The organism is Enterococcus sp. DIV1411a, assembly GCF_050531945.1.
Classification (GTDB): Bacteria; Bacillota; Bacilli; order Lactobacillales; family Enterococcaceae; genus Enterococcus_B; species Enterococcus_B faecium.
This window is the reverse complement of record NZ_CP172892.1, coordinates 1650001-1670269: the sequence shown is the minus strand read 5'-3', so window position 1 is coordinate 1670269 and position 20269 is coordinate 1650001. Positions and strand designations below refer to the sequence as shown.

Genomic DNA, 20269 nt, shown 5'->3' with positions numbered 1-20269 from the left:
AGCTTCTCATATTTTGCCGTTTTTGAGCTAATACCGAAGGACAGCTGATTGAACGCCGTTTATCAAGAGGTCGTGGGCCTGCCGTTCAGCTCCGAGTCACAAGGAACAAGTTCAAAAAAACAGCTTCTCATGTTTTATGAATATTGTGACTTGTGATTGAGGAGTTGGCAGGAGAACACCGTTTACTCGGCAAAAAAGGTTGTGACAAAAATTGTCACAACCTCTTTTTTGTGGAATCTAATTCTCTATTATAGTTTAAGTAGTTTTTCCAGATAAACAGCTAAACCGTCTTCCTGATTGCTCAAAGGAGTGACATCATTTGCAATGCCTTTGAGTTGATCAGTACCGTTAGCCATAGCTACTCCCCAACCTGCATAATCCAACAATTCCAAATCATTATGCTCGTCACCAAAGGCAATGACGTCTTTTTGATCGATAGACAGGTAGTTAGCAATCTCTTGCACGCCTTTTGCTTTTTGGATTCCTTTTGAAACAATCTCTAAGATGGCAGTAGGTCCACCCCATGTCCGAACATCGACATAACTGCCAAATTGACGTGTTAATTCAGCAGATACAGCTCCTGCAAAACGTTTGTCTGTTCGGACAAGCAAAGACGTAGGATTTGTCGTCAAATTTTTAGGAGAAAGCAAATTCTTCTCTCCTGGACGAGAAGAAGCAAAAATTTTTTCATCAAAGAAATCAAAACTGTCAATAAAAAAAGTATCACGATTTTCAGCAGCGATAAAATCTAAATTTAGCTGCTTTTTTTGCGATAAGATTTCAAAAGCGATTTCACGATTGATCAACGTTTCTCTTTCACCATCCCAGTGCTGATTAGGGATGTGTACTAATGCGCCGTTAAAATTAACCATCGGTGTTGTTAATTCTAATTGTTGGTAAAACTGATGGCTCATTCGGAATGGGCGTCCTGTAGCAATACTGACATGATGACCGGCATTGATTGCTTTTTTCAGAGTCTCTTTTGTTTTAGATGTAATCATCGAATCTTGATTGAGGGTAGTTCCGTCCAGATCGATGGCAATTAATTTTTTATTCAATAAGGGTCCTTCCTTCCTCAACTAGCATTTGTTTTAGTCTAGCATATTTTAGGTAATTAACAAGAGCAATCAGCTATTCCTAACAAAAACTACAGTTATGGCTATATAAATAGCTAAACACAAGCTAAACACGAACGTTAAGTATTATTTTCGCTTTTTTTGTTAAAAAAACGTTGAAAAGCGAATGAAACGTCTATATAATTTGAAATTGTTCGATGGATTTGCCCTATTTTACTTATTTTTTATTATTATAGTTTTCCATCAGAAAAAAATTCAGGGAGTGGAACTTTTTATGGAAAAGTTTTTCGGTTTAAAGAAAAACAATACAAATGTATCAACTGAAATAATGGCGGGAGTAACGACATTCTTTGCCATGAGTTATATCTTATTCGTAAATCCGACGATTTTGTCAGCATCAGGTATGCCCTTCCAAGCAGTATTTCTAGCGACAATCATTGCATCGATTATTGGTACGCTGGTAATGGGATTGTTCGCAAATGTACCATATGCTCAGGCACCAGGTATGGGATTGAACGCATTTTTCACTTTTACGGTCGTTTTTGGGCTTGGTTATTCTTGGCAACAAGCCTTGGCGATGGTGTTTATTTGCGGATTAATCAATATTTTTATTACTGTCACAAATATTCGAAAAATGATTATTCGGGCGATTCCCGAAAGTCTTCAACATGCGATTGGTGGCGGGATCGGTATTTTCGTTGCGTATGTCGGAATCAAAAATGCAGGATTCTTATCTTTTTCAGCAGACCAGTCAGCTATTTCGAGCTCTGTCGTTGAAGGCGGAAAAGCGACAAATGTTACGATAAATGGTGGAATCGTCCCTGCGTTAGCCAACTTTGACAACGCTCCTATCTTATTGGCTGTGATTGGTTTGGTACTGACAGCCATTTTAGTTGTAAAAAATGTCCGTGGGGCTATTCTTATCGGTATCGTAGCGACCACAGTCCTTGGTATCTTTATGGGGGTTGTTGATTTAAGTTCCATTGATTGGCAAACGAATTCGTTAGGTAATTCATTTAAAGAATTAGGAACAACTTTCGGTGCAGCATTTGGCTCTGAAGGCATGCAATCTTTATTCAGTGATTCTTCCAAGATTCCTCAAGTATTGATGACGATCATCGCATTCAGTTTATCTGATACTTTCGATACGATCGGAACATTTATCGGTACAGGACGCCGCACAGGCATTTTCTCAAAAGAAGACGAGATCGCGTTGGAAGATGGTCGTGGGTTCAAAACAAAAATGGATAAAGCACTATTTGCCGATGCGATCGCTACTTCCGTGGGGGCTATCTTTGGTACATCGAATACAACAACTTATGTCGAATCTGCAGCTGGGATCGGGGCCGGTGGACGTACTGGTTTGACTTCAGTAGTAGTGGCAGTGCTATTCGCATTAAGTAGTTTATTCTCTCCACTGATCGCCATTGTACCAAATCAAGCAACTGCGCCAGCATTGATTTTAGTTGGAGTAATGATGATGGCTTCTTTTGCAGACATCAAATGGCTAGATATGGAAGAAGCTTTACCGGCCTTCTTTGCATCGATCTTTATGGGATTGTGCTATAGCATTTCCTATGGGATTGCAGCAGGATTTATTTTCTATACAATTGTGAAAGTAATCAAAGGAAAATACAATGAAGTTTCTGTTGCTTTGTGGATCGTTGATATTTTATTCATTATCAACTTCATCATTCTAGCAACAATTTAACTAAAGAGAAGGGATTGGAACAGTATTTGTTCCGATCTCTTTTTGTTTTACATAAAAAGAACGTTACATATAAAATGACCTTTGCGGGATTTTTCTCTTTTTACTGGCGAGATCGTTGCTTGTTTATTCGAAAATAGGTATGATAAAAGAGACGAAAGAGGGATGATAGATGGAGATTAATTGGAGAAAAAATTTAGTGATTGCGTGGATTGGCTGTTTTTTCACTGGTGCAAGTATTAGTTTAGTTATGCCATTCATACCAGTTTATGTCGAGCAACTAGGAACACCAAAAGATCAAATCGAATTGTTTTCGGGACTAGCAATCTCTGTGACTGCTTTCGCATCTGCCGTGGTTGCACCAATCTGGGGAAATCTAGCTGATCGAAAAGGCCGAAAACTCATGATGATCCGTGCAGCAGCAGGGATGACATTAACAATGGGATCTTTGGCTTTTGTACCGAACGCGTATTGGCTTTTGATCATGCGGTTTTGGAATGGGATTTTGTCTGGATATATTCCAAATGCCACAGCGATGATTGCTTCACAGGCACCTAGAGAAAAGAGCGGATGGGCGTTAGGAACGTTGTCTACCGGAGCGATTGCTGGAAATCTGATCGGACCTTCAATGGGCGGTGCACTGGCTCAGTGGTTTGGTATGGAAAATGTATTCTTGATCACAGGGGCTTTGTTGATGATCACAACGGTGCTGACCATCTTCTTAGTCAAAGAAGATTTCCATCCAATCGAGAAAAAAGATCTGATAAGCACCAAAGAAATTTTTTCAAAAATGGATCATCTCTCTATTTTGATCGGTCTCTTCATTACGACCTTGATTTTACAGATAGGAATCACTACGATCAGCCCTATTTTGACCTTATATATTCGTGAATTGAGCGGAAGTACAGAAAATATCCTTTTTGTCAGCGGCTTGATTGTTTCGATAGCTGGTGTTTCCGCTGTCTTTTCTTCACCGAAACTAGGAAAACTAGGGGATAAGATTGGGAATCAAAAAGTTCTAATTGGAGGACTCATTTTATCATTTTGCTGTTATTTACCTATGGCATTCGTCACTACACCGCTCCAATTAGGTATACTTCGCTTTATTTTAGGCTTTTCAACTGGCGCTTTGATGCCTTCTGTCAATACACTGATCAGTAAGATTACGCCTCAAGAAGGAGTCAGCCGAATCTATAGCTACAATCAGATGTTTAGCAACTTTGGACAAGTTTTAGGTCCCATGCTAGGATCGACAGTCGCGCATGCTTATAATTACAGTGCTGTTTTTATTGTGACAAGTTTGTTTGTTCTGTCAAATATTCTTCTTTCTTTATTCAACTTTCGTAAAGTTCTTCGCAGCAGATTATAATGGTGGTGAGGAGTAGAAAATAAAAAAGAGCTTGAGATATCTCAAGCTCTTGGCTGTTTTTTTACGAATGGGCAGAGGTTTCTTTTCTTGGCGCAACTGCACCAATCAAAAGGATAATGACACCCGCAATGAATGAAATGATTGTTGTCAAAGTAAAATCATATGTTCCGCTTGTTAATGCAGCACCAATATAACCGACTACTTGACCTAGAACGACAGCCCAGAATAATGTAACGATATATCGCATAAAGAACACCTCTTTTCTATCTTAATTTTACCAGATTTTCTTTGAATGTAAAGAAACGAGACCAAATCTCAATAAAATTTGAGTTCTTGCGAAAGAACTCATTCCTACAGATTACAAGCAAGCAAATGAAGTGGAATAATCAACTTCAGCGCCTGCTATCTTAATGAAAGTAAAAGGATCAAACCTTTTAACGCTAGTGAATTTTAACGAAAAAAAAGGCGGAATGCAAGATGTTTTTCCCACAACTTTATACAATTACTTCTTATTCTCTTTTACAAAGTACAATACGTATTCGAGAATATGTACAAGAAGCAAAAAAACAAGGCTACACTTCATTAGCCATAACGGATAAAGATGTCTTATACGGTGCACCTGAATTCTATCGTATTTGTGTAGAAGAAGGAGTACAGCCAATCATTGGATTACATCTTAGTTATACTTATGAAGAAAAAAATTATGGCTTGCTTGCGTACGCAAAAGATGAAATAGGTTATCAGCAGCTGATGAAACTTTCCAGCCGAAAAATGATCCAAGAAAAATTGGAACTTGCAGAAATGACAGAAACCGACCATCTAGCGTTTGTTGTTCCGGCAAATCATTCTGTTTCTGAGGCTTTCAATAAAGAGGATAACTTTTTCGGTCATTGGCAGTTTTTACTTGAAAATGTTTTTACTAGAAATTTTTATATCGGCTTGACAGAAAACACGCCTGATCAATTGCCTGAATGGTATCAGTATGTGATAAAAGAAAATTATTCGCTTTGTGCATTACATCCCATCGCTAGTTTACAACAAGAAGAACTTTTTGCACTTGAAGTGATGAAACATATCAAAGATGGAAGCCAAATACCTTTAGAAAATTTATCTGCATCTTTACCACTAACAGCAAATGGCTATCTTCTTTCAGAACAAGAAATGATCAAACGATTCGAAAAAGCGGGTCTTTCCCAAGCTGTAATAGGCGCCCAGCGTTTAGCTGAATCGATTTCATTTGAATTCCAGTTCCATCAGAAATTACTTCCGCATTATCCAGTTCCTAATGGAAAACAAGCTGGAGAATATTTAAGAGAGTTATGCTATTCGCAAGTGGAACGCCGAATCACTGATTATACAAAGGAATACCAAGAACGTTTGGACTACGAGTTATCTGTCATCCATCAAATGGGATTCGATGATTATTTCTTGATCGTATGGGATGTAATGGCTTTTGCTCATAGAAACAAAATCGTTACCGGTGCAGGTCGTGGTTCTGCTGCGGGTTCATTAGTAGCCTATGTGTTAGAAATCACAGATGTGGATCCATTAGAATATGATTTGCTGTTCGAACGCTTTTTAAACCCCGAACGCTTTACGATGCCAGATATCGATTTGGATATTCCTGACAATCGACGTGAAGAAGTATTGAATTATGTTCGAGAAAAGTATGGACAATATCATATGGCACAAATCGCAACATTTGGCACAATGGCAGCAAAAATGGTTCTTAGAGATGCAGCTAGAGTGTTTGGTTTATCGCAAAGTGAAGCAAACCGCTGGTCAAAAGCAATACCCAATCAATTGAAAATCACATTGACCCAAGCTTATAAAACTTCGCATCAATTAGTAGAATTAGTTCAGGCAAGCGAAAAAAACCAACTTTTATTCAAAACTGCAGTGATTTTAGAAGGATTGCCAAGACATGTTTCGACTCACGCAGCAGGTGTAGTTATCAGCGATAAGAATCTACTTGAACTAGTTCCGCTCCAACGCGGTTCTGATGAAGCTTTTCTGACCCAGTATACGATGAATGAGGTAGAAGCAATCGGTCTTTTGAAAATGGACTTTTTAGGACTACGCAACTTATCGATTATTGATTTTACTTTGAAAGCTGTTAAGCGAGTAGAAGGGTATGAGATCCGATTAAAAGAGATCCCGCTAAATGATGCAAAAACGCTGCTCTTGTTTCAACGAGGCGAAACCTCAGGAGTATTTCAATTTGAATCTGCTGGTATCCGGAACGTTTTACGAAGATTAGGTCCAGAAAACATCGAAGATATTGCCGCAGTCAATGCATTGTATCGACCAGGCCCTATGCAAAATATAGATACCTTCATTGCCAGGAAGAAAGGAAAAGAAGCCATTCGCTACCCAGATGATTCACTGATCCCGATTTTGAAAAACACATATGGAGTGATCGTCTATCAGGAACAAATCATGCAGATCGCCTCGACTATGGCTGGATTTACATTAGGGCAGTCAGATATTCTGCGACGGGCAGTGAGTAAAAAGAAAAAAGACGTATTAGATGAAGAAAAGTCGCATTTTGTATCAGGAGCATTACAACAGGGATATTCGGAAAAAACAGCAGCGACCGTATATGAATATATCGAAAAATTTGCAAACTATGGATTCAATCGGTCACATGCATTTGCTTATTCATTCGTGGGATTCCAAATGGCGTATCTAAAAGCCCATCATCCAGGTGCTTTCTTTACCAGCCTGATGAATTCTGTTCGGCATAACACATCAAAATTGAAAGAATATATTGCAGAAGCACGTAAAAATAAACTCAAACTTTCCTCGCCGTCCATTAATCAAAGTAATTCCAGTTTTGAGTTGGTCAATAAGGAAGAAATCAGATTCGGACTGACAGCGATAAAAGGTATTCGGCGTGATTTTGTAGAAGATATATTAAACGAAAGAAAACAAAATGGCCCGTTCCAGTCAGTGGATCAATTCCTCATACGGATCGATAAGCGTTGGCTGAAATTAGAGTTACTGCAATCACTGACAGCAGTAGGCGTTTTTGATGAATTATCTCCTAACAGGAAACAATTGATGCTTGATCTCGAAGGAAAAATCCAAAATATCGTTTACAGTGGTGGAAGTCTTGACTTGCTGGGAATCATGGCATTAAAAGAAGAAGAAGTCGCTGACTATACACTAGAAGAACGCTTGAAGCTGGAAGAGGAGTACTTAGGTATTTATTTGTCAGGTCATCCTGCAGAAGGGTTTGATCGTCTTCGTTTAGCTAAACAAGTTCAGCTGATTACAGATATCGTCCCTAATCAACCAGTCAATTTATTAGTGATGATCAAGGAAGTTAGAGAAATTCGGACAAAAAAAGGAGAACTGATGGCCTTTGTTGAAGGAACCGACAGTAGTGGAGAAATTTCTGTCACAGTTTTTCCAACTCTTTATCGTAAATATCGTAATTTGTTTGCCGTTGATCGAGTGATCTTTGTTCAAGGGCGGAGCGAAATCAGCAAATATAATCAGGAACTGCAACTAATTGGAGAAAGCTTTGCTGATCCTAACCAGTTAGAAGCCCAGTATCCTTCGCAAACTTGCTATTTGCGTATTACAGAAGAACGAGAAGATCCCGAGATAATGAAACAATTACAAGTGATTTTTCAGAAACACCCAGGATATATACCAGTAGTTATGTATCACGAAAAAACGCAACGAAAAGTAGTTCTGTCAGATGCTTATTGGGTGGATGACAGCAAGAGTATAAAGGGGCAACTTATTTATCTGCTTGGCGAAGATAATGTGGTTTTCAAATAACTTACGGTAAAAAATACTACTTGCTTTCATTTTTTTTCATTTTTTTATCCGTAAATCAAGACAAGTGAGAAAAATAATGTTAGAATGTTAGTCGTGGTTAACGCAAAAATGGTTGTAAACCTAAGTCATACTTAGGATAAAGTATTTTAATGAGGTGAATGTTTATTATGAAACGCATCGGAATTTTGACCAGTGGCGGAGACGCACCTGGAATGAATGCAGCTGTTCGTGCCGTTGTTCGTAAAGGTATTTACGAAGGACTGGAAGTATACGGGATCAATTATGGTTTTGCCGGTTTAGTTGCTGGAGATATTCGTCGTCTTGATGTGGCAGATGTAGGTGACAAGATCCAACGTGGTGGTACATTCTTGTATTCTGCACGTTATCCAGAATTTGCAACTGAAGAAGGTCAATTAAAAGGAATCGAACAATTGAAAAAATTCGGAATCGAAGGTCTAGTGGTTATCGGAGGAGACGGCTCTTATCATGGCGCAATGGCTTTGACAAAACGCGGTTTCCCAGCAGTAGGTATTCCTGGAACAATCGATAATGATATTCCTGGGACTGATTTCACAATCGGTTTTGATACAGCAATCAATACAGTACTAGAATCAATTGACCGTATTCGTGACACAGCGACTTCTCATGTTCGTACATTCGTTATCGAAGTAATGGGACGCAATGCAGGAGACATCGCTTTATGGTCAGGTGTGGCTGGCGGAGCGGATGAAATCATCATCCCAGAACATGATTTTGATATGGCTTCAGTTGCTAAAAAAATCCAAGAAGGCCGCGATCGCGGGAAGAAACATTGCTTGATCATCTTGGCTGAAGGTGTAATGGGCGGAAATGAATTCGCTGAGAAACTTTCAGAATTTGGCGACTATCATACACGTGTATCTATCTTGGGACACGTTGTCCGTGGCGGAGCACCAAGCGCACGCGACCGCGTGTTGGCAAGTAAATTCGGTGCTTACGCTGTCGAATTGCTTCAAGAAGGAAAAGGTGGATTATGTGTCGGTATCCATGACAACGAAATCGTTGCGTCTGACATCATTGATACACTTGAAAACAACAAACATAAACCAGACTTATCACTATATGATCTAAATAATTCACTTTCATTTTAAGAGTGAAAGAAACCAAGCTATTTAAGCTGTGTACAGCTTTAAATAAACAAAATTGAATGGGAGAGTTTTTTAAATGAAAAAAACCAAAATCGTTAGTACATTAGGACCAGCAAGTAACTCAGTAGAAATTATTTCTCAATTGATTGAATCTGGGGCAAATGTCTTCCGCTTTAACTTTTCTCATGGTGACCATGAAGAACAATTATCACGTATGACTATGGTCCGTGAAGCAGTTAAAAAGACAGGAAAAGATGTCGGTATTCTTTTAGATACAAAAGGAGCTGAAATCCGTACAACTGTTCAAGGCACAACAGAAGCTGATTTTGGTCGTGCAGGATACATCAAATTTGAAGTAGGAGATCAAACACGCATCTCTATGGATCCTGAACATGTAGGTTCAAAAGAAAAAATCGCGGTTACTTACCCAGGATTATTTGACGATGTTCACGTTGGTGGACACATTTTATTTGATGATGGTTTGATCGATATGCAAATCATTGAAAAAGACGAAGCAAACCGTGAATTAGTCGTAGAAGTTAAAAATGCAGGTATGCTAGGATCACGTAAAGGGGTAAATGCACCAGGCGTTTCTATTAGTTTGCCAGGTATTACTCCAAAAGATGCTGACGATATTCGTTTTGGTTTAGACAACGATATCGACTTTATCGCTGCAAGTTTTGTACGTAAAGCACAAGACGTTCTAGATATCCGCGAAATCTTAGAAGAAAAAGACATGACTCATGTTCAAATCTTCCCTAAAATCGAATCTCAAGAAGGTATCGACAACATTGACGAAATCATCAAAGTTTCTGACGGTGTTATGATTGCCCGCGGAGATATGGGTGTTGAAATCCCAGCTGAACTAGTACCAATGGTTCAAAAACGCATCATCAAAAAATGTAATGCTGCTGGTATCCCAGTTATCACTGCTACACAAATGTTAGAATCAATGCAAGAAAACCCACGTCCAACACGTGCGGAAGCTTCTGACGTTGCTAACGCTGTATTTGATGGCACAGATGCAACAATGCTATCTGGTGAATCTGCAAACGGGGACTACCCAGTTGAAGCTGTTTCAACAATGGCACGTATCGACCAAGAAGCTGAAAATGCATTATCAGAATTAGGTACATTCCAATTGAACGAATTCGATAAAACAGATGTAACTGAAACAATCGGTTTATCTGTAGCTCGTGCTGCAAAAAATCTAGGCGTGAAAACAATCGTTGCTGCAACTGAATCAGGATACACTGCAAAAATGATTTCAAAATATCGTCCAGATGCAGATATCTTGGCTGTTACTTTTGACGAACGCACAAAACGTGGTTTGATGTTAAACTGGGGCGTTTACCCAACAGTTGCTGAAAAACCATCAACAACTGATGAAATGTTTGAACTAGCAGCTAAAAAAGCTGTTGAATTAGGTTTCGCATCAGAAGGCGATTTAATCTTGATCACTGCTGGTGTACCAGTTGGTGAACGCGGAACAACTAACGTGATGAAAATTCAAATGATTGGTTCTAAATTATTAGAAGCTCAAGGCGTTGGACAAAAATCTGTCGTTGCAAATGCAGTTATTGCTTCATCTGCTGAAGAAGCTGTAAAAAAAGCAAAAGACGGAATGGTTCTAGTTGTACCATCAACTGACAAAGAATATATGCCTGCAATCGAAAAAGCAGCTGCTGTTATCGTTGAAGAAGGCGGATTGACTTCTCACGCTGCAGTTGTAGGAATTGCACAAGATATTCCTGTAATCGTTGGTGCTAAAGGCGCAACAACAACAATTACAGAAGGTGAATTGATTACCGTTGATTCACGTCGCGGCATCGTTTACCGTGGCGAAACAACAGCTATCTAATTTAGCTTAATAAAAAATAAAAACAGCTCTTCTTTTACGAAGAGCTGTTTTTTTGTGCTGTAACGAATTCATGGATAACTTGGACTACTTGTTCTTGAAGAGGCGTGACGATCTGCTGTGTTCGTTTTGCCAATGAAATCAAGAAGCGAGGCTGAACTTCATCTGAAAGAGGGAGGCAAACTAAATGATCTTCAGGATGGACAGCAATCTCTGCCAAAAAACCGATACCCACATTTTCTCGGACCATACTCTTTAAAATCGTCAAGTCATTGCTTTGATAAACAACTTTTGGATGAGTATGTGTTTGTTTAGAAAGCTTAGTGAATGCTGCGGGGTGGACATAATGTTCGTTCAATAGTACAAACTGTTCATCTGCTATATCTTTGAAAGAGACAGTATCCTGCTTGGAAAGAGGATGTGTAGGTGGCACGACGATCATGAAACGTTTGTCCAAAAGTAACTCTGTTTCTAAATATTGATCCACGATTGGCTGTGTTGAGCCTAATACAGCTAAATCGATCCTCCCTTGTCGGATCATCCCGTATAAGTCCCGAGAGCCTCCATCGGTAATCTCAATTTGATTCATCAATTCATGCTTGATAAAGTAACTTGACAGTTTAGGAAAGTATTCATTGCCGATAATAGGAGGCATCCCAAAACGAAGCTTTTTCTTTTGCAACTGAGTGATTTCAGCTCTTGCAGTAGAAATCTCTTGGAGAATGGTTTGTGCATGGAGAAACAGCTGCTTTCCAGAAGGCGTGACGATTAAATCGTGATGCGATCGATCTCTTGTAATAAGTACGGTATCAAACTCTTTTTCAAGACGTTGTAATGCATATGTAATAGTAGGTTGGCTCACACGGAAATAATTAGCCACTTTCGTAAAGTTTTTTTGTTTGACGATTTGGACATAGTATTCGATATCTTTCGTGTTCATGAAGATCATCCGCTCCTTTAATGGAATAATGATTATTGTAAATGATTCTGAGGGTGATAGCAAACAGAGGCTTTCTAATAAAGATTTTTCTGTTTTTTTATGAACTGCAAGGTGTCAAGAAAATTTCATTGACAACATGCTTTTTGCCCTGTATAATTGCTTTTGTTGCTTAGGAGTGATGAAAAATGAAATGGTCTTTATTGGAATTGAGAAAATACCAGGAGACACCGTTAACTTTTCATGAGACGCTCGACTTGAAAGCCGCTCTCATGAAGCGAGACAATTTAATACTTGATGTTGCGCCAGTGGAAGTCGAAGGTTTGGTCTCAGTTGATAAGAAAGGCTATATCGTTCATTACACTGTGCAGACGACTTTGACAGTTCCTTCAACACGTTCACTAGAACCTGTTGAACTGCCCATGGATTTTTCTGTAGACGAAGTATTCATGACAGAAGAACAATTCCAAAGTAGAGATGAACAAATGTCTGCGGATGAGATTTTGCTAATTGAAGGTCCATTATTGAATTTAGCAGAGTCGATTGAAGACAACATCTTATTGGCGATTCCAATGCGGGTATTGACAAAAGAAGAGGAAGCAGCAACAGAACTTCCAAAAGGCAATGATTGGGAAGTTGTTTCCGAAGAAGAATACCAGCGCAGAAAAATGGAAGAAGCCGAGAATAAAATTGATCCTCGTCTTGCAAAACTATCTGAACTTTTTGATTCTAAATCAAAAGACGACGATAACAAGTAAGATTGGAATATATTGTGTCTAATTTAGATACAAGACTTTACAAGGAGGTGTAGCAAAATGGCAGTACCAGCTAGAAGAACATCAAAAGCTAAAAAAGCAAAACGTCGTACACACTACAAATTGACAATCAAAGGGTTAAACGAATGTCCAAACTGTGGTGAAATGAAAAAAAGCCATCACGTATGTGCAAATTGTGGTTACTATGATGGTAAGGACGTAATGTCAAAAGAAGCTTAATACATTTTAATTAGAAAATGTAAAACCTCAAGGCTAACCATGGAGCCTTGAGGTTTATTTTTTTGTAGTCGGTAAATAAAAAATATGTTGTTCTTTAGTTTGCAATGTAGCCGTGTTAAGCTATAATGTAAGAGATTAGGGAGAAATCCCGTATGTAGGAGGAGTTCATATGTCAAAACAACAAATCGGCGTTGTCGGTATGGCCGTTATGGGTAAAAATCTAGCCTTGAACATAGAAAGCCGCGGCTATTCAGTGGCTTTATTCAATCGTACAGGGGCTAAAACAACCGCTGTAGTAGAAGAACACCCAGATAAAAATTTCAAAGCAACATATACAATCGAAGAATTTGTAGAATCTATCGAGAAACCACGTCGGATCTTGCTAATGGTCAAAGCAGGACCGGCAACAGATGCAACAATCCAAGAATTACTTCCTCACCTTGATAAAGGCGATATTTTGATTGACGGAGGAAATACATTCTTTAAAGATACGATGCGTCGTAATGAAGAGTTAGCCAACTCTGGCATCAACTTTATCGGTACAGGCGTTTCCGGTGGTGAAGAAGGAGCTTTAAAAGGACCTTCAATCATGCCTGGTGGACAAAAAGAAGCCTATGCGCTAGTTGCACCAATCTTAGAGCAAATTTCTGCAAAAGCAGAAGACGGAGCACCATGTGTCACATATATTGGCCCAAATGGAGCCGGACATTATGTGAAAATGGTACACAACGGTATTGAGTATGGAGATATGCAACTGATTGCTGAATCTTATGACTTAATGAAGAATATTTTAAACCTTTCAGTAGAAGAAATGGCTGATATCTTTAAAGAATGGAATCAAGGCGAATTAGACAGCTATTTGATAGAAATCACTGCTGACATTCTGACACGTAAAGACGATGAAGGAACAGGTAAACCAGTAGTAGATGTGATCCTTGATGCAGCTGGGAATAAAGGAACAGGTAAATGGACAAGCCAAAGCGCGCTTGACTTAGGTGTGCCACTTCCATTGATCACTGAATCTGTATTTGCCCGCTATATTTCTGCTTATAAAGAAGAACGCGTACAAGCAAGCAAGATTTTATCTCGTACGAACGATTTTGAGTTCACGGGAGACAAAAAAGAATTGGTCGAAAAAATCCGAGAAGCGTTGTATTTCAGTAAAATCATGAGTTATGCCCAAGGATTTGCTCAATTACGTGTCGCTTCAAAAGAATTTGATTGGGACTTGCCATTTGGTGAAATCGCAAAAATCTGGCGCGCTGGATGTATCATCCGAGCTCGATTCTTGCAAAAAATTACGGATGCCTATGACAAAAATCCTGAGATCGAAAATTTATTGCTAGATGATTACTTCGTTGAAATCACGAAAAAATATCAGCAATCAGTCAGAGACGTCGTTGCCTTGGCTGTCCAAGCTGGCGTACCTGTACCGACTTTCTCATCAGCCATCGCTTACTTCGATTCATACAGAGCAGAACGTCTGCCTGCAAATATAATCCAAGCCCAACGCGATTACTTTGGCGCACATACCTATGAACGTGTCGACAAAGAAGGAATCTTCCATTACTCATGGTACCATGAAGAATAATAGTCTTTCGGCTGTTAGGAAATGAGAAAATAAAAAGAGGACGAAAGAGCTGAAGTCGATTGTTATGAGTAGACTTCAGCTCTTTTTTAAAATTGCTATCCATGATAAAATGACTATAGATTTTTAAGCATATTATCGGTATAATGATAGAGTTTTTAAAAAGCCAGTAGAATAGAAAGGATAAAATAATAAATGAGCAATATTCTAATCATTGAAGATGAAAAGAACTTGGCACGATTTGTCGAGCTAGAGTTGAAGCATGAAGGGTATAACGCAGAAGTCCACTACAACGGCCGAACTGGTTTAGATGCGGCATTAAATAATGAGTGGGATGCCATATTGTTGGATCTGATGCTCCCAGAATTGAACGGTTTAGAAGTCTGCAGACGTGTACGCCAAGTCAAAAATACACCAATCATTATGATGACTGCAAGAGATTCTGTGATCGATCGTGTATCTGGACTTGACCACGGAGCAGATGACTACATCGTCAAACCATTTGCTATCGAAGAATTATTAGCACGTCTTCGTGCATTGTTGCGTCGAATCGATATTGAAGGCGATAAAAATGTGGCTAAACAAACTACTATTACTTATCGCGATTTGACTATCGAAAAAGAAAACCGTGTCGTACGTCGCGGAAATGAAGTAATTGAACTAACAAAAAGAGAATACGAGTTGCTGCTTACTTTAATGGAAAACGTGAACGTGGTATTAGCACGTGACGTTTTACTAAATAAAGTGTGGGGATACGAAACAGAAGTTGAAACAAACGTAGTGGACGTATATATTCGTTATCTTCGCAACAAAATTGACGTTCCCGGGGAGGAAAGCTATATCCAAACTGTACGCGGAACAGGTTATGTGATGCGCTCGTGATAAAGCCGAAAAAATCGGAAAAAAGAGAACTGAAAGGGCCCTCCTTGACAATCAAGTGGGCCTTTGCGAGTTCTTTCTTCATATTCGTTGTGTTTACAATTTTCGCTGTCATTACCTATAAATCATCTATCAATCTGATTGTGGCAAAAGAAAGAAACAATGTAGAGCGTACGATTTCAGAAGTAGCTTCTCGTTTGGCTAACTCGGATGAAGAACTGACATTAGTAAATACGTATCGTAATCTGACGAAAGCGACAAATGACGGAGATGAGGTCGTAAATCATACTTCACTGGTCGAAGGAAACTTAATGAAGATCGATTCCTTTATAGCTGAGCTAGGGCAGCCATCAATGGGTCTTTATGTTTATGATTTGGACGAGAACTTGATTTTTAAAACCCATGAAAACAGTCGAAACCTGATTCAGACTACTCGTAAAGTGCCAACGATCGTTACACTAGAAGGAAAAACTGGCTTTTTATCTATCCAGCCTATATATTCTAAAGGTACAAGAGAAAAGATTGGCTATGCGCAAAGCTTCTATGAATTATCTTCTTTCTATGATATCCGAAATAAGCTATTATTGACTCTTATTGTTTTAGAAGTTGTTTCTTTGATCTTAAGTAGTATTTTAGGTTTCTTTTTATCTTCTTATTTCTTAAAACCACTCAAGGTACTCAGAGATACAATGGATACTATAGGTAAAGATCCGCAATCAGATATCCACATGCCTGAAATCGACACAAATGATGAATTGGCAGATTTAGCTGAAATATTCAATGAGATGCTTGACCGTATGCGTTTGTATATTGAACAACAAGAGCAATTCGTGGAAGACGTATCTCATGAGTTAAGGACACCTGTTGCAATTATTGAAGGGCATCTTAGTCTGCTAAATCGTTGGGGGAAAGATGATCCTGAGATATTAGAAGAATCATTAAGCGCCAGCATGCAAGAAATCAGCCGTATGAAAAGCTTAGTTCAAGAGATGTTAGACTTATCAAGAGCAGAACAAGTAGATGTTCATTATGCGAATGAAACAACTAAAGGAAAAGAAGTCACCTATCAAGTTTATAATAATTTCAAGATATTATATCCAGACTATGTGATCACTTTAGATGATGATTTGACAAAAGAAGTGACCCTGCAAATTTATCGTAATCACTTTGAACAATTAATCATTATCATATTGGATAACGCAGTAAAGTATTCAACTACACGAAAAGAAGTCCATATCTCTATTTCTTCCACTCTGAATGAATTTGAGATCGCGATTCAGGACTTTGGCGAAGGAATACCCAAAGAAGACCTTAATAAGATCTTCAATCGTTTTTATCGAGTGGATAAAGCAAGAGCTAGAACGAAGGGTGGAAATGGTCTGGGGTTGTCTATCGCTAAACAACTGGTTGAAAACTATAAAGGACGTATCTTAGCAGAAAGTGTAGTAGGGCAAGGGACAATTTTTAGAATCTTTATTCCTATCGCAAAGGCAGAAGACAAGTAAAGCATGTGCTTTACTTGTCTTTTTATATATCCAACAAAGAATAAGGTACAAAATACAAGCAAGTGAGAAATTCAGGGATGTCATTATAAAAAACTAGCGAACAATTAAATAGAATAACATCCGTTAATTAAATGTAAGTAGCTTTTAGATGAACGAAAAAACAATAAAATACTGTAATATTCGTGTTTAAAAATAATAAATAAAAATAGGGAATTTTCTATTGCAATTTTATAAAGAGATTGCTATATTATTATTTGTTCTAAATGATTCCTTTAAGGTGTCGCTAAAAATTATAAAAAATAGTGTTGACGCACTTTTGATGTCATGTTATGATAACGAAGTCGTTTAAATGAGATAGCTAATAAAGCTTGATTTTATCGAAAAAAACTTCAAAAAAGTTATTGACAAATAACAATAAAGATGATATGATAATCAAGTCACTGCTAATGAGTGATAAAGACGTTTAGAAAAAATAAACAAAGAAGTTGTTGACATTCTCTTTTGAATCTGATAAGATTAAAGAGTTGTTGAAACAAAAAGATTAGACCTTTGAAAACTGAACAAAGTAAGATAAACCAAATGTGTAGGGCGTCTTGATTCAATTCAAGACAACAAACATTTTTAATAAGCAAGCAATATGCTAGCAAACAAATTGAGCTTAACAATCGCAAGATTGTTCGAACTTTTTATGAGAGTTTGATCCTGGCTCAGGACGAACGCTGGCGGCGTGCCTAATACATGCAAGTCGAACGCTTCTTTTTCCACCGGAGCTTGCTCCACCGGAAAAAGAAGAGTGGCGAACGGGTGAGTAACACGTGGGTAACCTGCCCATCAGAAGGGGATAACACTTGGAAACAGGTGCTAATACCGTATAACAATCAAAACCGCATGGTTTTGATTTGAAAGGCGCTTTCGGGTGTCGCTGATGGATGGACCCGCGGTGCATTAGCTAGTTGGTGAGGTAACGGCTCACCAAGGCCACGATGCATAGCCGACCTGAGAGGGTGATCGGCCACATTGGGACTGAGACACGGCCCAAACTCCTACGGGAGGCAGCAGTAGGGAATCTTCGGCAATGGACGAAAGTCTGACCGAGCAACGCCGCGTGAGTGAAGAAGGTTTTCGGATCGTAAAACTCTGTTGTTAGAGAAGAACAAGGATGAGAGTAACTGTTCATCCCTTGACGGTATCTAACCAGAAAGCCACGGCTAACTACGTGCCAGCAGCCGCGGTAATACGTAGGTGGCAAGCGTTGTCCGGATTTATTGGGCGTAAAGCGAGCGCAGGCGGTTTCTTAAGTCTGATGTGAAAGCCCCCGGCTCAACCGGGGAGGGTCATTGGAAACTGGGAGACTTGAGTGCAGAAGAGGAGAGTGGAATTCCATGTGTAGCGGTGAAATGCGTAGATATATGGAGGAACACCAGTGGCGAAGGCGGCTCTCTGGTCTGTAACTGACGCTGAGGCTCGAAAGCGTGGGGAGCAAACAGGATTAGATACCCTGGTAGTCCACGCCGTAAACGATGAGTGCTAAGTGTTGGAGGGTTTCCGCCCTTCAGTGCTGCAGCTAACGCATTAAGCACTCCGCCTGGGGAGTACGACCGCAAGGTTGAAACTCAAAGGAATTGACGGGGGCCCGCACAAGCGGTGGAGCATGTGGTTTAATTCGAAGCAACGCGAAGAACCTTACCAGGTCTTGACATCCTTTGACCACTCTAGAGATAGAGCTTCCCCTTCGGGGGCAAAGTGACAGGTGGTGCATGGTTGTCGTCAGCTCGTGTCGTGAGATGTTGGGTTAAGTCCCGCAACGAGCGCAACCCTTATTGTTAGTTGCCATCATTCAGTTGGGCACTCTAGCAAGACTGCCGGTGATAAACCGGAGGAAGGTGGGGATGACGTCAAATCATCATGCCCCTTATGACCTGGGCTACACACGTGCTACAATGGGAAGTACAACGAGTTGCGAAGTCGCGAGGCTAAGCTAATCTCTTAAAGCTTCTCTCAGTTCGGATTGCAGGCTGCAACTCGCCTGCATGAAGCCGGAATCGCTAGTAATCGCGGATCAGCACGCCGCGGTGAATACGTTCCCGGGCCTTGTACACACCGCCCGTCACACCACGAGAGTTTGTAACACCCGAAGTCGGTGAGGTAACCTTTTGGAGCCAGCCGCCTAAGGTGGGATAGATGATTGGGGTGAAGTCGTAACAAGGTAGCCGTATCGGAAGGTGCGGCTGGATCACCTCCTTTCTAAGGAATATTACGGAGACTACACAATTTGTTTTTACTTTGTTCAGTTTTGAGAGGTTTACTCTCAATTTAAAACGGGGCCTTAGCTCAGCTGGGAGAGCGCCTGCTTTGCACGCAGGAGGTCAGCGGTTCGATCCCGCTAGGCTCCATTAACAACATTAGTTGTTAAATTTGTTCATTGAAAACTGGATATTTGAAGTAAATGTAAGTAATATAAACCGAGAACACCGCGTTGAATTTGAAAGCTGAACAAATTGTTTAGCCTGAAGCAAAATAGGCGGACGGCCATAAAATCTTTGATTTTATGAGACGATCGATCTTTTTACCGCACAGGCTGATTTGTGAGCTGGATAGAGTTTTTTAATAAGTTCAATTGCTTATTTTCTTGATCTAACTTCTATCGCTAGAAGAAGGGTCAAAACCCAACCGCAAGGTTGATAAGGTTAAGTGAATAAGGGCGCACGGTGGATGCCTTGGCACTAGGAGCCGATGAAGGACGGGACTAACACCGATATGCTTTGGGGAGCTGTACGTAAGCTATGATCCAGAGATTTCCGAATGGGGGAACCCAGCATCTTTAATAGGATGTTACGATTGTGTGAATACATAGCACATTCGAGGTAGACGCAGAGAACTGAAACATCTAAGTACCTGCAGGAAGAGAAAGAAAATTCGATTCCCTGAGTAGCGGCGAGCGAAACGGGAAAAGCCCAAACCAGCAAGCTTGCTTGTTGGGGTTGTAGGACTCCAATATGGTAGTTCTTTCAGATAGTCGAATGACTTGGAAAAGTCAGTCAAAGAGGGTAAAAACCCCGTAGACGAAATGTGGAAGACACCTAGGAGGATCCTGAGTACGGCGGAACACGAGAAATTCCGTCGGAATCCGGGAGGACCATCTCCCAAGGCTAAATACTCCCTAGTGACCGATAGTGAACCAGTACCGTGAGGGAAAGGTGAAAAGCACCCCGGAAGGGGAGTGAAATAGAACCTGAAACCGTGTGCCTACAACAAGTCAAAGCCCGTTAATGGGTGATGGCGTGCCTTTTGTAGAATGAACCGGCGAGTTACGATTGCATGCGAGGTTAAGTTGAAGAGACGGAGCCGCAGCGAAAGCGAGTCTGAATAGGGCGTTTGAGTATGTAGTCGTAGACCCGAAACCATGTGATCTACCCATGTCCAGGTTGAAGGTGC

General features: G+C 39.9%; 13 protein-coding genes, 1 tRNA gene and 2 rRNA genes (1 of these 16 cut by a window edge). 13 read left to right on the top strand and 3 right to left on the bottom strand.

Translation table 11 applies throughout. The annotated features are described in order from the left end of the window. Positions 1-248: 248 nt before the first annotated feature. Complete coding sequence (locus tag IGJ87_RS08070; protein ID WP_002296740.1) at positions 249-1058, bottom strand: Cof-type HAD-IIB family hydrolase; 810 nt, start codon at positions 1056-1058, stop codon at positions 249-251. Positions 1059-1350: 292 nt separating this feature from the next. On the opposite strand from IGJ87_RS08070, the gene IGJ87_RS08065 reads away from it, so the two are divergent. Both IGJ87_RS08065 and IGJ87_RS08060 read left to right on the top strand, forming a co-directional pair. Further along, the gene (locus IGJ87_RS08065; RefSeq protein WP_002298256.1) at positions 1351-2787 is read left to right on the top strand and encodes an NCS2 family permease; all 1437 of its coding nucleotides are present in this window, start codon (positions 1351-1353) and stop codon (positions 2785-2787) included. A gap of 169 nt (positions 2788-2956) precedes the next feature. After that, complete coding sequence (locus IGJ87_RS08060; protein ID WP_002290958.1) at positions 2957-4153, top strand: multidrug efflux MFS transporter; 1197 nt, start codon at positions 2957-2959, stop codon at positions 4151-4153. 61 nt (positions 4154-4214) lie between these two features. Here IGJ87_RS08060 and IGJ87_RS08055 read toward each other — a convergent pair whose 3' ends face one another. Further along, positions 4215-4400: a YjzD family protein gene (locus IGJ87_RS08055; RefSeq protein ID WP_002295359.1), complete on the bottom strand. Its 186-nt coding sequence runs from the start codon at positions 4398-4400 to the stop codon at positions 4215-4217. 230 nt (positions 4401-4630) lie between these two features. Here IGJ87_RS08055 and dnaE point away from each other — a divergent pair, with 230 nt between their 5' ends. The 3 genes from dnaE to pyk all read left to right on the top strand — a co-directional run bounded on the left by dnaE (position 4631) and on the right by pyk (position 10933). Beyond that, complete coding sequence (dnaE, locus tag IGJ87_RS08050; RefSeq protein WP_002325491.1) at positions 4631-7945, top strand: DNA polymerase III subunit alpha; 3315 nt, start codon at positions 4631-4633, stop codon at positions 7943-7945. 167 nt (positions 7946-8112) lie between these two features. Beyond that, positions 8113-9075 carry a 6-phosphofructokinase gene (gene pfkA / locus IGJ87_RS08045; protein ID WP_002304759.1) on the top strand — a complete coding sequence of 321 codons (963 nt, stop codon included), beginning with the start codon at positions 8113-8115 and terminating at the stop codon, positions 9073-9075. A 73-nt stretch (positions 9076-9148) separates the two neighbouring features. Continuing rightward, on the top strand, positions 9149-10933 hold the full coding sequence (pyk, locus tag IGJ87_RS08040) for a pyruvate kinase (protein ID WP_002295355.1): 1785 nt from the start codon (positions 9149-9151) through the stop codon (positions 10931-10933). A gap of 34 nt (positions 10934-10967) precedes the next feature. On the opposite strand, the gene IGJ87_RS08035 is transcribed toward pyk, so the two are convergent. Beyond that, positions 10968-11870, bottom strand: coding sequence for a LysR substrate-binding domain-containing protein (locus IGJ87_RS08035; RefSeq protein WP_002319209.1), 903 nt, complete (start codon positions 11868-11870; stop codon positions 10968-10970). Positions 11871-12055: 185 nt separating this feature from the next. On the opposite strand from IGJ87_RS08035, the gene IGJ87_RS08030 reads away from it, so the two are divergent. The 8 genes from IGJ87_RS08030 to IGJ87_RS07995 all read left to right on the top strand — a co-directional run. After that, positions 12056-12625 carry a YceD family protein gene (locus tag IGJ87_RS08030; RefSeq protein WP_002295352.1) on the top strand — a complete coding sequence of 190 codons (570 nt, stop codon included), beginning with the start codon at positions 12056-12058 and terminating at the stop codon, positions 12623-12625. Positions 12626-12682: 57 nt separating this feature from the next. Continuing rightward, positions 12683-12862, top strand: coding sequence for a 50S ribosomal protein L32 (gene rpmF / locus IGJ87_RS08025; protein WP_002290970.1), 180 nt, complete (start codon positions 12683-12685; stop codon positions 12860-12862). A gap of 169 nt (positions 12863-13031) precedes the next feature. Next, positions 13032-14453: an NADP-dependent phosphogluconate dehydrogenase gene (gene gndA / locus IGJ87_RS08020; RefSeq protein ID WP_002295350.1), complete on the top strand. Its 1422-nt coding sequence runs from the start codon at positions 13032-13034 to the stop codon at positions 14451-14453. 192 nt (positions 14454-14645) lie between these two features. After that, positions 14646-15332 carry a response regulator transcription factor gene (locus IGJ87_RS08015; RefSeq protein ID WP_002290973.1) on the top strand — a complete coding sequence of 229 codons (687 nt, stop codon included), beginning with the start codon at positions 14646-14648 and terminating at the stop codon, positions 15330-15332. After that, positions 15329-16834 (top strand): HAMP domain-containing sensor histidine kinase, encoded by a 1506-nt coding sequence (locus IGJ87_RS08010; protein ID WP_104770846.1) that lies wholly within the window; start codon positions 15329-15331, stop codon positions 16832-16834. Before IGJ87_RS08015 ends, IGJ87_RS08010 begins: the two co-directional genes overlap by 4 nt. Positions 16835-17518: 684 nt before the next feature. Next, positions 17519-19078 (top strand): 16S ribosomal RNA (locus tag IGJ87_RS08005). A 76-nt stretch (positions 19079-19154) separates the two neighbouring features. After that, positions 19155-19227: transfer RNA gene (locus tag IGJ87_RS08000), tRNA-Ala, on the top strand. Between the two features lie 292 nt (positions 19228-19519). Continuing rightward, a 23S ribosomal RNA gene (locus tag IGJ87_RS07995) occupies positions 19520-20269 on the top strand (it continues 2165 nt past the right edge of the window). The 16S and 23S rRNA genes sit together here with 1 tRNA gene alongside, the layout of an rRNA operon.

Coding starts and splice junctions, on each gene's coding strand:
- IGJ87_RS08065 (WP_002298256.1), top strand. CDS start 1,351: ATGGAAAAGTTTTTCGGTTTAAAGAAAAACAATACAAATGTATCAACT.
- IGJ87_RS08060 (WP_002290958.1), top strand. CDS start 2,957: ATGGAGATTAATTGGAGAAAAAATTTAGTGATTGCGTGGATTGGCTGT.
- IGJ87_RS08055 (WP_002295359.1), bottom strand. CDS start 4,400: ATGCGATATATCGTTACATTATTCTGGGCTGTCGTTCTAGGTCAAGTA.
- dnaE (WP_002325491.1), top strand. CDS start 4,631: ATGTTTTTCCCACAACTTTATACAATTACTTCTTATTCTCTTTTACAA.
- pfkA (WP_002304759.1), top strand. CDS start 8,113: ATGAAACGCATCGGAATTTTGACCAGTGGCGGAGACGCACCTGGAATG.
- pyk (WP_002295355.1), top strand. CDS start 9,149: ATGAAAAAAACCAAAATCGTTAGTACATTAGGACCAGCAAGTAACTCA.
- IGJ87_RS08035 (WP_002319209.1), bottom strand. CDS start 11,870: ATGAACACGAAAGATATCGAATACTATGTCCAAATCGTCAAACAAAAA.
- IGJ87_RS08030 (WP_002295352.1), top strand. CDS start 12,056: ATGAAATGGTCTTTATTGGAATTGAGAAAATACCAGGAGACACCGTTA.
- rpmF (WP_002290970.1), top strand. CDS start 12,683: ATGGCAGTACCAGCTAGAAGAACATCAAAAGCTAAAAAAGCAAAACGT.
- gndA (WP_002295350.1), top strand. CDS start 13,032: ATGTCAAAACAACAAATCGGCGTTGTCGGTATGGCCGTTATGGGTAAA.
- IGJ87_RS08015 (WP_002290973.1), top strand. CDS start 14,646: ATGAGCAATATTCTAATCATTGAAGATGAAAAGAACTTGGCACGATTT.